Genomic DNA, 14,703 nt, shown 5'->3' on the forward strand with positions numbered 1-14,703 from the left:
CACAGTGATGCTGGCCACTGCCCGGTCTTCACGGGCAGCATGAACTAACCCCAAGGAGCCCGACGGTGAGTGCCAACGCTTCGACCGTGCGCAACAATGCGCGCCCTTCGCTCGACGACCGCGATGTCGTCTTCATCGACGGGGTACGCACCCCATTTGGCAAAGCCGGCGAGAAGGGGATCTACCACGGTACCCGCGCCGATGACCTTGCCGTCAAAGCCGTACGCGGCCTGCTGGAACGCAACCCGGAAGTTCCTGCCGAGAAGATCGACGAGATCTCCATGGCCGCAACTACGCAGTCCGGCGACCAGGGCTTGACCTTGGGCCGCACCGTGGGCCTGCTCTCCGGTATCCCCAAGTCCGTTCCGGGCTTCGCCATCGACCGCATGTGCGCCGGAGCGATGACCGCCGTCACCGCGACCGCCGGCGGCATCGCTTTCGGCGCCTACGACGTAGTGGTCGCCGGCGGCGTGGAGCACATGGGCAACCACCCCATGGGCGCTGGAGCGGACCCGAACCCGCGCTTCCTCTCCGAGCGCATCGTCGACCCGCAAGCATTGAACATGGGCAATACCGCGGAGAACCTGCACGACCGCTTCCCTGCGATCACCAAGGAACGCGCCGACCGCTATGCTGTCGCATCGCAGGCCAAGCTGGCCAAGGCCTACGAGAACCAGCAGATCCAGGCCGATCTGATCCCCGTGGCAGCCAAGCGGCCGGGCGAAGGCTGGGCCGTGAACTCGGTTGACGAGCCGCCACGGCCAGGCACCACCATGGAATCGCTGGCCGAACTGCGCACCCCCTTCCGCGCCCACGGACGCGTGACCGCAGGCAACGCAGCAGGCTTGAACGACGGAGCCACCGCCGCCCTGCTGGCCAGCGGCGAGGCAGTGCGCGAACTGGGCCTGGAACCGAAGATGCGCATGGTCTCCTTCGCCTTCGCCGGCGTGGACCCGGACGTGATGGGCTACGGGCCGGTGCCGGCCACCGAAAAGGCCCTGGCCAAGGCCGGCCTTGGCATCAACGACATCGGCCTGTTCGAAATCAACGAGGCTTTCGCCGTGCAAGTGCTGTCCTTCCTCGACTACTACGGAATCGACCAGGACGATGAGCGCGTGAACCGGTACGGCGGTGCCATCGCCGTGGGCCACCCGCTGGCCTCTTCCGGCGTGCGCCTGATGTCCCAGCTGGCCCGCCAGTTCTCCGAAGACCATTCGGTGCGCTATGGCATCACCACCATGTGCATCGGCTTGGGCATGGGCGGCACAGTGATCTGGGAGAACCCAAACCACGCGGACTTCGGCAGCAAGGCATAAGGAAGAGACAATGACTGCAATGAGCAAAGATTTCCAGGCTGTCGCGCAGCTGATGCACGATGAGACCGTCACCCACACCTTCGTGAAGGACGTGGCCTTGCCAAGCGGCAAGACACTGGCACTGCTGACCCTGGATAACGGCCTGGACCACAAGAAGCCGACCACCCTCGGGCCCAATGGCCTGCTGGAACTGCGCGCCGCGCTGGAAGTCCAAGCAGAACGCGCCAAGAATGGCGAGATCGATGCCCTGTCGATCACCGGCAAGCCGTACTTCCTGATTGCCGGTGCCGACCTGTCGGCCGTCACCCGCCTGAGCGCACCGGATCAAGCAACCGCCATGGCTTCGCTGGGCCACTACACCTATGAGCTGCTTGCCGATTTGGGCGTTCCGACCTTCGCTTTCATCAACGGCCTGGCGCTCGGCGGCGGCTTGGAAATCGCGCTGGCTTGCAACTACCGCACGGTCAGCACCGCCGCGGGCGCTTTGGGCCTGCCAGAAGGTTTCCTCGGCCTGATTCCGGGTTGGGCCGGCGTATACCGCCTGCCCCGCCTAGTCGGCCCCGAGAACGCGCTGAAGGTCATGATCGAGAACCCGCTGAACAGCAACCGCACCCTCTCCGGTCCGGCAGCTGCCAAGATGGGGGTGGCCGACGCCCTGTTCGAACCAGCTGACTTCATCGAGCACTCCATTGCCTTCGCTGACGGTGTCATCTCCGGAACCACAGAGGTCAAGCGCCCCAATGCGGTCGATCCAACCGATCCCGAGGTTGCTCGTCGCTGGCTGGATGCGGCCGACGCTGCCGAAAAGTTCGTCGATGCGAAGCTGTCCGGCGCGGCCCCGGCACCGTACAAGGTGCTTGAGGTCTTCCGCAAGGGTCTGGCCATCTCGCAGCAGGAATCAGCAGTCCTTGAAGTCGAAGCGCTGACTGGCCTGATGAGCACCCCGCAGTTCCAGAACACCGTGTACGCCTTCCTGGACCTGGTCCAGAAGCGCGGCAAGCGCCCCGCCGGCGCACCGGATCCCAAGCTCGCGCGCCCCGTCACCAAAGTGGGTGTCGTTGGCGCAGGGTTGATGGCTGGCCAGCTGGCCCTGCTGTTCGCCCGCCGCCTGAACGTTCCGGTGGTTATCACCGATCTGGATCAATCGCGCGTGGACAAGGGCCTTGCCTACATCCATGGCGAGATCGACAAGCTGCACGCCAAGGGCCGCATGAGCCAGGATGCGGTCAACCGCACCAAGGCTCTGGTTACCGGATCGGTCACCAAGAAGGCGTTCGCGGATGCCGACTTCGTCATCGAGGCCGTCTTCGAAGAGCTGAATGTGAAGAAGCAGGTTTTTGCAGAGGTTGAAGCGGTGGTCTCCCCCGAGTGCATCCTGGCCACCAACACTTCCTCGCTCTCTGTCACCGAGATGGGCCGCGACTTGTCGTATCCAGAGCGCCTGGTCGGTTTCCACTTCTTCAACCCGGTAGCCGTGATGCCGCTGCTGGAAATTGCTGCTACGGAGTGGACCAACGATTCCTCGCTGTCCACTGCATTCGTGCTGGGCAAGAAGCTGAAGAAGACCACGGTGAAAACCAAGGATTCTGCCGCATTCGTGGTCAACCGCGTACTGCTTCGCCTGATGAGTGAAGTCCAGGCCGCTTTCGACGAGGGCACCGACGCGAAGACAGCTGACTCGGCACTGACCCCCATGGGCCTGCCAATGAGCCCGTTGACCTTGTTGGCGATGGTAGGTCTGCCGGTCGCGCAGCATGTCAACGAGTCGCTGAACGCCGCTTTCGGCGAACGATTTGCCGTCTCGGAGAATCTGCAGAAACTGATCGATGCCAAGATCACTGCCCTCTGGGTCAAGGATGAGGCAGGCAACCAGGTGCTGAATCCCGAGGCTGAAAAGCTGATGGCCTTCGGCGATCAGCACTCGAGCAAGGAACAGATCCTGGCTCGTGTTCAAGATGCTCTGGCCGAGGAAATCGGGCTGCTGCTGGATGAGGGCGTCGTTGCCGAAGCAGCCGACGTCGATCTATGCATGATCACCGGTGCCGGCTGGCCAATGCACCTCGGTGGCATCACCCCGTACCTGGACCAGGTTGGCGCCTCCGAACGTGTCAACGGGAAGAGGTTCAACGGCTAGTACCTTCCGGGCCGTTCATGGTTCCGGTGCTTCTCCCTGAGTGCTGGACCCATGCGAGATGCCGGGACCGCTTCCCTCATGAGGAAAGCTGGTCCCGGCTTCTTGCTGCCCCGTTAAGATGCAGGAACCCCGTACAGCTGGTAAATGCTGCTGTACGGGGTTCCTGCGCTCCATGGAGCTGGGCTTCGCATGCCCAGTTACTTAGATGATGTCTTCACCATTGCGACGGGCTTCCAGCCATTCCTGGATAAATCCCCTGCTGATGAAGAACAGTACTCCGGCCACTATAACTGGCCATACCAGTACGTACAGGCTCAGGAAAAACGTCGTCATTATTTGCCTCCCAGGCTCTTTGCGTCGTGTCCGGCTTCTGCAGCCCCGGTCTTTGCAGGTACTGCGTCGAAGTCACCGGTGCGTACTGCGATGACATCGAAGTCGAATTCCATCTTGGATCTGAACGACATGAGGTAGCAGACGATGGTACTGACCGAGTAGGCAACCAGCGAGGCGCTCAAGGTCGTGTAGTCGCGCAGGAAACCGAAGACGAACGGTGCGCTGGCCAGCATGGCGACGACACCGACAATCTTGGCAACGCGCAGGCCGAAGAACCCGAAGCTCATCAACGCCACGACCACGCCGATGCCAATCACCGACAGCAGCTCGATCAGCAAGCCGGTGACGCCATTGACTGGGATCAGTTCGAAGCGAACCGGGATGAAGATCGCCAGTGCAAAGAGTACCGAAACGGTGAAGGCCTTGTTGGTGACCTTCTTCCAGTAGAAGCTGGCCAGAACCGGGAAGACCAGGGCACCCCAAAGAGCTCCGACGAAGACCAGCAGGTCCAGGATGTTCAGCTGCATGCTCGCGAAAGCGACTGCCAATGCGGTGGCAACGACCATGGTCGCACGGCCAATGAGCAGCATCTTCTTCGGATCGGCCTTGTCCTTGCCGGCAACGTTCTGGCCGTACACGTCAGCCATCACAATCGAGGACAGGGCCGCCAAGTCCGAGTCAGCAGTTGACGACAGCGCACCAATGATCATGATGAAGAACAATGCCAGCAGAACACCTGGCAGGTAGCTGGCAGCCATCTCGGGGATGAGGTTGTTCATGTCTCCACCCGACGGCTCGAACCCAAGGTACAGGGCGAGCACGCCGAGCATGCCCACGCCGATGACCATCGCTCCGTAGCCGATGGTTGCAGTGATGAAGGTTGGCTTGATCAAGTCCTCGCGTACTGCGAAGAGCCGCTGGGCAATGGTCTGGTTGCCAATTGCGTAGGCCAGAACGGCTGCAATGTAGGGTGCCCCTTGGCCCAGGAATGCTTCAGAGGAGAAGAAATTGGACTGTTGCGGGGTCAAGTTGCTCGCACCGGTTTCGAATGCGGCCGGGAACCCTGCGGCAAAGAAGATCGCCGGGACAATGATTGCTACAGCGCCCAGCATGCCTACGACCTGGACAAAGTCGGTCAGTACCGAAGCACGGAACCCGGACCACAGGGTGTAGAGCAGAACGCCACCGGCAACGGCCAGCACGCCCTGGATGAAGTTGAACGGCGAGAGCATCGAGATCAATACGCCACCGGCGATGAAGTTGGACATCAAGGAGATGACCGAACCGACGATATTCGACCCGGCCAGCATCAGCTGGCTGGAGCGGCCGTGGCGTGCATGCATGACCTCGGCGAGGGTGTGCGCGCGTGGCGCGACCTTGCGAATCCGCTTGCCGAATGGGTAGATGAACAGAATCATCAACGCGCCCCAGAGCCCATAGTGGATCGGACCGGAGATTCCATAGGTGTACCCGGAGGTGGCTGAGGCGTACATCGACGAAGCCCAGATCCAGGTAGCGGTCATGCTTGCAGCGGAAATGCCGAATCCAATGTTATTTCCCGCCGTCATGTAGTCGTCGGCGTTCTCTTTTTTCTTTCCGATTCGGGTGGAAATAAAGAAGGTGCCTCCGTAGAAGAGCACCAATAGCAAGACAACAGTTAGGGCGCTGAACTGCACTATTTCGTTATTCACGCGCCACCTCCCTCTAATAGACAGTGATGAGATTCGCGCCGGGAGCTAAATGCTCAACCGGCGACTTATCCTGCACGTCTTCCTGCGAGATTTCATCGCAAGGGGTAAATTTCAGCTGACGCGCACAAGCCCCTGGGCCCATGAACCACTTCCCTACACTCAAGTTTCGTTCGTTTCTCATTCGTATCGTTCATCCCTAGTCACGGGGAGCACCAGCTCGTGGATTCGTTCCAGAACCTGGCGCTTTTGGCTTCACAAAGTGAATCCGGACCCACGGTTTGCCTGCATCGCACTTGCGGCTATCCATATTGGCGCGCAATGGCGCTTCGGGTCAGTTCAGGCGCGGTACTCGCGTTGGCGAATACCGCCGGTTTTCCATCGGAGGGCTGCTACCCGGAACTCAACACGCGATTACTGCGCGGAGTAACTCAGTCGGCGATAAAACGCCGGACAGGAAAACAGCGAAAGCTCTCTCCGAAATTAGTAGCTTCAACTAACTACATACAAATATTAGCATGAATGCAAAGATATTCGAATCTTCCGCCGCAAGGCAGCGGGGCACCCCACTCACCGACCAGCCGGCAGGGGCGCGATGTTGAATCAGCCCATCGTCTGCATCAATTACGGGACGACCTTGCGGATGCGTGTAATGGTGCGCACATAAGTGCGGAAAGCCGGGATAAAAAATATCTAGTTCTGGCCGTTCTGTTCCCCGCTGTACAGCGGACAGGCATGATCCAATTACACCACCCGAAATGCCCTACCTGGATTACTAACCTTTCCCGAGTGCGGGATTCAGTGCCATGCCGAGCGAGTTCCGGGCACTGTGGATACTCTCAGGACTTCGAAAACACTGCATAAACATACACAGTATTAGATACCGTCTGGCGAACGCATGCAGACCGCTCCCCGCCGATCAAGCTCATCACTTGCCGCACCCTCCTGACACGGGCGCTTTGCTCTTAGCGCCGGCACAGAGATCTCTGCCAGAATAGGTGCATGACTGACATTGCCCGACCAGCCCGTCGTACGTTCATGTGCGCCTCGGCAGCACTTGGTTCCGCCGCACTGCTCACCGCCTGCGGTGATGGACATTCTGAAGCCGACACCCCCGAGGCATTGCCGATCCCTGAACCAACCGGAGAAGGACAGGCGCTCATGAAGGCCAAGGACCTTGCCATCGGATCGCGTGCACTCGCTCCAGCCAAGGATCCTTCCGGAAAAGAAGTAGGCGTTTTGCTCTTCCGCAAGGATGAGAAGACAGTTTTGGCCTACTCGAACGTCTGCACCCACCAGGGTTGTGCCGTGAGCCCGAAGTCCAGCAAGGAAGATTTCTACTGCGCCTGCCATGGCTCACGATTCGCACCCGCTGACGGTACCGTGGACGCAGGTCCAGCTATCGCGGCTCTGCCACGCTACGCGGCGGCAATTGAAGGTGACGACATCGTCGCCTATATCGCCGCAGAGTAGTTTCCCAGCTCTTTTAAAGCACGAAAGGCTGAACCCGGATGGGTTCAGCCTTTCGTGCTTTCTAATTGGTTCGTTTAGAACAATGCAACCTTCTGCGGGGTCGGGAAGAGCTCATCCATCTGGACCCGTTCCGCAGCGCTCGGAACCCAACGCACCGCTGCAGCGTTGGCTCGAATCTGCTCGGGACGGGTGGCACCGGCAATCACTGAGGCCACCGGCGACTGCGCTGCCAGCCAGGAGAACGCCAATTCGATCGGCGTCAGATCCCGTTCGGCGGCAAACGCATCGAATTGATCCAACTGCTCGAAATCGCTGGTTTCCACGAGATGCTGACGCGCGTGAGTCAGGCGACTGCCTTCTGGGGCATGCCCCTTGGAGTATTTCCCGGTCAGCAGGCCGTTTGCCAGCGGGAAGTAGGGCAAGACGCCCAGATCGAATTCACGAGCCGCTGGAAGCACTTCCAGTTCTGCACGGCGGTCAATCAGGTTGTAGTGATTCTGTGCCGAGACGAATCGCTCGGTTCCCAATTCACGGGCCACGTACTCCGCCTGGGCGATTTGCCAGCCGGCCCGGTTGGAATGACCGATGTAGCGAACCTTGCCGCTGGTGACTAGCTCATCCATAGCCCGCAAGGTTTCTTCGATGGGAGTGTTCGCATCTGGGGTATGGAACTGATACAGGTCGATGTAGTCGGTACCGAGCCGCTTGAGCGACGCTTCGACGGCTTTGACGATATAACGGCGCGAACCACGTGCATTGAAGTCCGGACCATTTGCGCCCTGCATATCCATGCCGAATTTGGTGGCCAGCACGATGTCATTGCGTGCTTGCCCTAGCGCTTTGCCCAGACGGATTTCGGAAAGCCCCGGTTCCTTTCCATAGACATCCGCGACATCGAAGAGCGTAATACCCGCATCAAGCGCCGCATGGATAACCGCGTCGGTTCCTTCTTGGGATTCGGTCGCAGTACCTGCGCGGCCAAGATTGTTGCAGCCTAGCCCGACGACGGAAACACTCAGGCCGCTGCGGCCTAGCTGACGGAATTCCATGGACACCTCATCTGTTGGTTTGTTCATCCGCTTCACTGAGCGAGGTTATACCCATAGGCTATCTGGTAGGTAGTTGTGCTCAACATTTCACAGCACAATTCACTGCATTGCATATTTATCCATTAGGATGGAAACATGTCTAAAGTTCTTACCAATCTCCCTGTAGGCGAGCGCGTAGGTATCGCGTTCTCCGGTGGCCTCGACACCTCGGTGGCAGTAGCCTGGATGCGCGACAAGGGCGCCATCCCTTACACCTACACTGGCGACCTCGGCCAGTACGACGAGCCAGATATCGACGCTGTACCTGGCCGTGCACTGGAGTACGGTGCAGAGAACTCCCGCCTGGTTGATTGCAAGCCTGCTCTGGTTGAAGAAGGCTTCGCAGCACTCGCCTGCGGCGCTTTCCACATCCGCACTGGCGGCAAGACCTACTTCAACACCACCCCGCTGGGCCGCGCCGTCACCGGCACCCTGCTGGTCCGCGCAATGCGCGAAGATGGCGTGGATGTCTGGGGCGACGGTTCGACCTACAAGGGCAACGACATCGAGCGCTTCTACCGCTACGGCTTGATGGCCAACCCTAAGCTGCGCATCTACAAGCCATGGCTCGACCCCAACTTCGTTGCAGAGCTTGGTGGCCGCCAGGAAATGTCCGAATGGCTGCAGGAGCACGGTTTCCCTTACCGCGATTCGGCCGAAAAGGCCTACTCAACCGATGCCAACATCTGGGGCGCAACCCACGAGGCGAAGACCCTGGAACTGCTGAACAGCTCCATCGAGTCTGTTGAGCCGATCATGGGCGTGAAGTACTGGGACGAGAACGTAGAGATCAAGACCGAAGATGTCTCGGTTTCCTTCGTCGCTGGCCGCCCGGTAGCCATCAATGGCAAGGAGTTCACCGATCCGGTGGCTCTGGTCAACGAAGCTAATATCATCGGCGGACGCCATGGTCTGGGCATGAGCGACCAGATCGAGAACCGCATCATCGAGGCCAAGTCCCGTGGCATCTACGAAGCACCAGCAATGGCGCTGCTGTACATCGCCTACGAACGCCTCGTGAACGCGATCCACAACGAAGACACCGTGGCCAGCTACCACAACGAAGGCCGCCGCTTGGGCCGTCTGATGTACGAAGGCCGCTGGCTGGACCCGCAGGCCCTGATGCTGCGCGAATCGCTGCAGCGCTGGGTCGGCTCGGCCATCACCGGTACCGTCACCATCCGCTTGCGCCGTGGCGACGACTACACGATCGTGAACACCGAGGGCGAGAACCTGAGCTACCACCCGGACAAGCTTTCGATGGAGCGCGTAGGCGACGCCGCTTTCGGCCCAGTGGACCGCATCGGCCAGCTGACCATGCGCAACCTGGATATCGCGGACTCCCGCGGCCGCCTGGAGCAGTACGCCAACATGGGCCTGGTCGGCGGCACCACCGCTGAACTCGTCGGCTCGCTGGAAGCTGGCGGAGCTGATGACATCGTGAACGCAACCCAGGTTGATAGCGATGACCTGGCGACCGACCGCGCTATCGAGTCTGCTGCATTCGACGCAGGCACCGACTAGACGCCAAGGCACAGCTAGAGGATCGGCCAGGTTCTCCCTTCACGGGGAGAACCTGGCCGATCTTTTATTCTGCCCGGAAACCGGTCAGCGCAAAAAAATAGTCCCAGACGTGTGAACGTCCGGGACTAGCCTGGGTTGCAGGCTGTCAGCCCTCGATCAAGGACAGCAGCGGGCTCACCGCGATGGTGAAACCAATCAAGGAAATCAGTCGAAGTACCATGCGGACACGTGCTCCCTGCTTGGTATTCGGTTCTGGCAGGCGGAAGCCCTGTTCAACGATCCACACCAATATGGCAATGACAACTCCGGTCAAGGCAACCTGCGCTGGGGCGAGGCCAGAAAGCAGGGACACCACTCCAATGCCGATGATGACACCGACGCAAGCCTGGAAAACCAGGTGCAACGGCGTGCGGGTTGCTCCCATCCGCGGGACTTTACGCTGGGCACCGGGGGTCTCGTCCCGGTCTTCTTGTGGAATCATTTCTCCTTGTTTCCTGCTCGTTTAAACCTGTGCTTTCGCGGGGCCGCGCGAAGACACCACTTCCTTGGACAACAGCAGGCCACTGCCGCCGTTAAAAACCACAGTACCGAACCGTGGAGCCCGGGCTACTTCTTCGAATCCCAGGGCACGATGAAGCGCCAAAGACGCAGTATTCTGCGCGTTGACCACGCACCATGCGGTCGAAGCGCGCTGCGCAATCCATGACAGCCTGGCCTCGGTTAGGCTTCGTGCCACGCCCCGTTGCCGGTATCCGCAGGCAACCTCGATCCCGGCAAGGTAATAGCCAGCTGGCGCCAACGGATCAGCAGGCTCCCACCAATGGGCTCGAGCCCAGCCAAGCAGCTCTCCGGCCGGGTTCTTGACGACTACCTGGCATTCACCAGCGCCCCAATTTCCAGGTTCAGCCTGACGCCCCAAACTCTCCGACAGCCGACGGATGGCCGGGTGGTCCGCTGCCTGCATTGGCTGCGTCGCAACTATGGGGCTTATCATTCGTGATCAGTCGATGGACATCGGCTTTGGTGGCATCGGGTGCGCCATCTTCAGCTTGTTCAATTCCGCATAGGGCGCAACACCGATACTCATCTTGGTGAAGTCCAGCTTGGCTTCGCGGATGCACGTCTTGATCGCAGCGACTGCAAGCTTTGGAGCTGGTGATAGGACTCGGATGTTCAGCTTTCGGTTACCGAAATCGCTGGACTCCACCGTGCCAAGTCCGCGCCATGCCAAGTGGCCGGTCAGCGCTTCCTTGGCCTTCTTGTCCAGGTACTGGTCGCGCTCGGTGCCATTTGCGGATTTCAGCGCGTACTGCACGATAACCCACGACTGATCTTCTTCCTTGATCTCTGCATAGCCTTCGGCAGCACAGGCTTCAGCGAAACCAGCGAACAATTCGTCGGCGCGGTCGGTGTTTACGTCCTGGACTTCATTGGTCTTGGACATATGTCCCACGGTGCCGTGATTGATCACGAACTGACCCAATTCATCGTCCTCGAACTGCTGGAACCATGCTTCGCGGAATTCCAGTTCGTTCTTTTCGTTCATCCGGTAGGTGCGAATGATCGCCATGTGATTACCCCTTGGGTCTACGGTGTGCTTAGTTATCTAAATTTTTGGAGGCTTCGGCAAGCTGTGCGGCTAGGCGCTCAGCCTTGGATTGCCAGGTGGCGCGGTGTTCGGCATTGAACGGTGCATCGTTGTTGATCACGGTGCCGAGCAACAGTCCAGCTTCTCTTCCAATACTACGAACTAGGGAAGCTGGATAGTTCATGCCTATTTCATGTTCGGCGAATTCATCTTCATCATCAAGGAACACGCCTTGGCTACGTGAACGAATCACGTCCAAATCCATGTCAATGGAGTTGACTTCCCAAGCGCCACGCTTCATCCGTCGCCATCCGATGTTGCTGGACAGGTCGATGTAGACATCAAAATCTTCCAGTGCATCCGCATAGAGGGTGGCAATCCACTGGCCCGAGTGTGGAATCAGGCAGAGCGCATTACTCGCTGCCAAGTGTGCGGTGCCCGGACGGGCTACCAGTGCGCCGGCCGGCTGGTGAAGCCAATGTCCGTATTTGTCCTGTCCGAGATAAAATCCGGGCACCACCCAGTGCGGGCTGGAATCATACTTCCAGGCGCGCGCTACCACCAAGGAACCCTCGGCGATAGTTTCTGGGCTACGGGGCAGGTCTACCGGGCAGCCGGACGGTGAGCTCACAGCTTCGGAATCTGACCGGTAGGCAGGTCTTGTCCAGGGAGGGGCCGGGCGAATGGAACCTTGGTTCCCAGAACCTGCGCCAGGGTATCGCGGGCTACCTGCTGTGCAGTCAGTCCAACGCGGTCCAAGACCTCAGCACGAGTTCCGTGCGCCAAGAATTCGGTAGGCAAACCTACTTCGTTCAGAGCCGTATCGACACCCGCTGCACGCATTTCGGTGCGCAAGCGCGAACCCACACCGCCGGCTCGGACGCCATCTTCGATGCAGACCACAATGCGGTGACGGGCTGCCAGTGAAATCACCGAGGTTGGCATTGGTAGAACCCAACGAGGATCCACCACGGTCACCGATACGCCCTGGCTGTTCAGTCGTTCTGCGACATCCAGCGAAAGCTCGCTCATGGCGCCCACGGAAACGATGAGAACATCCGGTGCGGAACGGTCCCCCAAGCGTGCCAGAACATCCACGCCATCTGGCAGGCGGTCCACAGCTTCGATGGGTTCACCCACCGAGCCCTTGGAGAATCGCACGACACTTGGCGCATCATTGATGTCAAGGGCTTCACGCAGTTCCTCCCGCAGGCGGTCGGCATCGCGCGGCGCAGCCAGATGCAGGTTAGGCACGATCTGGGTCAGCGCCATATCCCACATGCCGTGGTGGCTGGCGCCGTCCGGGCCGGTGACTCCAGCGCGGTCCAGCACGATGGTGACACCTGCCTTATGCAGGGCCACGTCCATCAGCAATTGGTCAAAGGCACGGTTGAGGAAGGTCGCGTAGACGCAGACCACCGGGTGCAGTCCGCCAAAGGCAAGGCCGGCGGCAGTAGTCATGGCGTGCTGTTCGGCGATGCCCACGTCAATGACGCGTTCAGGGTGTTCCTGGGACATTTTCTTCAGGCCCACTGGCTGCAGCATGGCACCGGTGATCGCCACAATGTCCTCGCGCTCGTTGGCCACCGCCGCGATCTCTTCGCCGAAGACGCTGGTCCAGCTCTGCGCGCTGGACTTGGAAACCGGCAGACCGGTGATTGGGTCGATAACGCCAACGGCGTGGAACTGGTCAGCTTCATCGGCGCGGGCCGGAGCGTAGCCGTGGCCCTTCTCAGTCAGGGCATGCACGAGCACTGGGCCCGCGTACTGCTTGGCCTGCTGCAGCGCTTCTTCTACTGCGCGCTGGTTGTGGCCATCGATCGGGCCGATGTACTTCAGGCCCAGGTCCTCGAACAGGCCTTGCGGTGCCCACCAGTCCTTGATGCCCTTCTTGGTGGCGTGAAGGGACTTGTAAGTGAAATCGCCTACTGGCCCGGATCCCTTGAGCTTGACCTTGAGCTTGTCCATGGCGTTCTCGTAGGCCGGGTGGGTACGGAACTTGTCCAGCTGCTGGCGCAGTCCCGAAAGCTGGTTGGCCAGGCCGCCGATGGTCGGGGCGTAGGAGCGGCCGTTGTCGTTGACCACGATGACTGCTTTGCGGTCCTTGTCGGCAGCGATGTTGTTGACTGCTTCCCAGGCCATGCCGCCGGTCAAGGCGCCATCGCCCACCAGGGCTACGGCGTAGCGGTCATTGTTATTCATCAGCTTGTTGGCGCGGGAAATTCCATCAACCCACGACAGCGAGGAGGAAGCATGGGAGGACTCAACCACATCGTGTTCTGATTCACCGCGGTCAGGGTAGCCCGACAGGCCTCCTTGCTGGCGCAAGGTCTCGAAATTCTGGCGTCCGGTAACCAACTTGTGCACATACGACTGGTGTCCCGTATCGAAGACGATGGAGTCAGTTGGGGAATCGAAGACACGATGGATGCCCAAGGTCAGCTCGATAACACCGAGATTGGGACCCAAATGGCCGCCAGTACGAGCAACATTGTCGATGAGGAAGCCGCGGATTTCCTCCGCCAAGTCGTCGAGCTGCTCGAGGGTAAGCGCCCGCAGGTCACTTGGTTTCTTGATGGTCTTCAATAAAGACACGTTCATCCCCTTCACAAATTCGCCGACAATAGGCTGGAAAGCCCATGCGAAATACCTAGTTTACCGCGTTCAAGGCTTCTTTCATTATCCGTCAACGTCCGTGCTGGTGCTAATTTCCTAGCAATGACGTTCACTACCCCGAACGCATGTGCCCGTTCGCGTGCGAGCCTAGTTGCGGTCCAGCGTATCGGCCAGCATTTGCAGCCCTTGCGCTTCGAAGGATTCATCTCCAACTTCATAAGACCAGACGGCCGTGCCCAGGCCTTCACGTAGTTGCATCATTTTCCATGATAATTCTTCGCGCGGATCATAGCCGTAGCCCTGAAGGAAGGCTTGTTCCAGCTCCGGATGCCCCACCCACTGCTGTAGTGAGAGTCGCGCGAAGTCGCTGGAAGCTGGACGGAATTCAAAACGTCCAAAATCAATGACTTTCAGTTTTCCTTGGTCTACGAGCCAATTACGAGGCTGCCAGTCTCCGTGCGTTGGGACGACGGCCACGGATTTAGGCTCGTAGCTGGTGAACAGGTCCCTGACCTGCCGGCACCGTGAAGCACCAATGCGGTGCTTGCGTTCAAGCAGCTGAAGGAATTTTGCCGTCAGCCGGGCTTCGTAGCCATGAGCAACACGCTGTTCTTGATCGTGCAGCAACCTGAGCGCGTGTCTCGCCTGTCGATGCGAATCCGGCGCGTATTCATGTTCTGTCCCTACGCACAGTTCTCCGGGTTGGTAGTCCAGCACTGCCAGGCGGTGCACATCGCTTGAAAAACGCAGCCGCGCGGCCAGCCCGGCTTCGGCAAGTACACGCGTGTACCGGCGATGTGCTTCCAGCTCCCGGATGATGTGATGGTTGCTTTCGCCCGCGGTCTTGAGCACGAAGTGCTTTCCGGCTGCATCCAAATGGAGGACTTTAATGTCTGTCAGCCCCCAAGACATGTCCGAAACGACTGTTGCCTCTCCGAGCCAG

13 protein-coding genes are annotated in these 14,703 nt (G+C 59.6%); 4 read left to right on the forward strand and 9 right to left on the reverse strand.

Annotation, left to right across the window (positions count from 1 at the left end; all coding sequences use genetic code 11):
• The first annotated feature begins 65 nt into the window (after nucleotides 1-65).
• Together ACFVHU_RS03100 and ACFVHU_RS03105 are read left to right on the forward strand one after the other, a co-directional pair.
• The gene (locus tag ACFVHU_RS03100) at nucleotides 66-1,316 is read left to right on the forward strand and encodes a thiolase family protein (RefSeq protein WP_388022393.1); all 1,251 of its coding nucleotides are present in this window, start codon (nucleotides 66-68) and stop codon (nucleotides 1,314-1,316) included.
• 10 nt (nucleotides 1,317-1,326) lie between these two features.
• On the forward strand, nucleotides 1,327-3,450 hold the full coding sequence (locus ACFVHU_RS03105; protein ID WP_388022395.1) for a 3-hydroxyacyl-CoA dehydrogenase NAD-binding domain-containing protein: 2,124 nt from the start codon (nucleotides 1,327-1,329) through the stop codon (nucleotides 3,448-3,450).
• Between the two features lie 201 nt (nucleotides 3,451-3,651).
• Here the strand turns inward: ACFVHU_RS03105 and ACFVHU_RS03110 are convergent, their stop codons facing one another.
• Together ACFVHU_RS03110 and ACFVHU_RS03115 are read right to left on the reverse strand one after the other, a co-directional pair.
• Nucleotides 3,652-3,783, reverse strand: coding sequence for a putative transporter small subunit (locus ACFVHU_RS03110; protein WP_219844114.1), 132 nt, complete (start codon nucleotides 3,781-3,783; stop codon nucleotides 3,652-3,654).
• Nucleotides 3,783-5,474, reverse strand: a complete 1,692-nt coding sequence (locus ACFVHU_RS03115; protein ID WP_388022398.1) for a sodium:solute symporter family protein — start codon at nucleotides 5,472-5,474, stop codon at nucleotides 3,783-3,785. The genes ACFVHU_RS03110 and ACFVHU_RS03115 overlap by 1 nt, the downstream gene beginning before the upstream one ends.
• A 999-nt stretch (nucleotides 5,475-6,473) precedes the next feature.
• Between ACFVHU_RS03115 and ACFVHU_RS03120 the strand changes: the two genes are divergently transcribed.
• On the forward strand, nucleotides 6,474-6,944 hold the full coding sequence (locus ACFVHU_RS03120; protein WP_388022400.1) for a Rieske (2Fe-2S) protein: 471 nt from the start codon (nucleotides 6,474-6,476) through the stop codon (nucleotides 6,942-6,944).
• Between the two features lie 74 nt (nucleotides 6,945-7,018).
• On the opposite strand, the gene ACFVHU_RS03125 is transcribed toward ACFVHU_RS03120, so the two are convergent.
• Entirely contained in the window at nucleotides 7,019-7,993 is a 975-nt protein-coding gene (locus ACFVHU_RS03125) for an aldo/keto reductase (protein WP_133834303.1), read from the reverse strand.
• 135 nt (nucleotides 7,994-8,128) lie between these two features.
• Here ACFVHU_RS03125 and argG point away from each other — a divergent pair, with 135 nt between their 5' ends.
• On the forward strand, nucleotides 8,129-9,556 hold the full coding sequence (gene argG, locus ACFVHU_RS03130; RefSeq protein WP_105661468.1) for an argininosuccinate synthase: 1,428 nt from the start codon (nucleotides 8,129-8,131) through the stop codon (nucleotides 9,554-9,556).
• A 145-nt stretch (nucleotides 9,557-9,701) separates the two neighbouring features.
• On the opposite strand, the gene ACFVHU_RS03135 is transcribed toward argG, so the two are convergent.
• From ACFVHU_RS03135 to ACFVHU_RS03160, 6 genes are all read right to left on the reverse strand, one after another.
• Entirely contained in the window at nucleotides 9,702-10,037 is a 336-nt protein-coding gene (locus tag ACFVHU_RS03135) for a hypothetical protein (RefSeq protein WP_105656743.1), read from the reverse strand.
• A 21-nt stretch (nucleotides 10,038-10,058) separates the two neighbouring features.
• Nucleotides 10,059-10,520 (reverse strand): GNAT family N-acetyltransferase, encoded by a 462-nt coding sequence (locus ACFVHU_RS03140; RefSeq protein WP_286172232.1) that lies wholly within the window; start codon nucleotides 10,518-10,520, stop codon nucleotides 10,059-10,061.
• A 36-nt stretch (nucleotides 10,521-10,556) separates the two neighbouring features.
• Nucleotides 10,557-11,126 (reverse strand): hypothetical protein, encoded by a 570-nt coding sequence (locus tag ACFVHU_RS03145; protein WP_133834259.1) that lies wholly within the window; start codon nucleotides 11,124-11,126, stop codon nucleotides 10,557-10,559.
• A gap of 28 nt (nucleotides 11,127-11,154) precedes the next feature.
• Nucleotides 11,155-11,706: a DUF402 domain-containing protein gene (locus ACFVHU_RS03150; protein WP_286134572.1), complete on the reverse strand. Its 552-nt coding sequence runs from the start codon at nucleotides 11,704-11,706 to the stop codon at nucleotides 11,155-11,157.
• Nucleotides 11,707-11,771: 65 nt separating this feature from the next.
• Nucleotides 11,772-13,739, reverse strand: coding sequence for a 1-deoxy-D-xylulose-5-phosphate synthase (gene dxs, locus ACFVHU_RS03155; protein WP_105656856.1), 1,968 nt, complete (start codon nucleotides 13,737-13,739; stop codon nucleotides 11,772-11,774).
• Nucleotides 13,740-13,907: 168 nt separating this feature from the next.
• Nucleotides 13,908-14,672 (reverse strand): phosphotransferase, encoded by a 765-nt coding sequence (locus ACFVHU_RS03160; RefSeq protein WP_388022407.1) that lies wholly within the window; start codon nucleotides 14,670-14,672, stop codon nucleotides 13,908-13,910.
• Nucleotides 14,673-14,703 lie beyond the last annotated feature (31 nt).

Source organism: Glutamicibacter sp. NPDC127525 (assembly GCF_042672105.1).
Lineage (GTDB): Bacteria > Actinomycetota > Actinomycetes > Actinomycetales > Micrococcaceae > Glutamicibacter.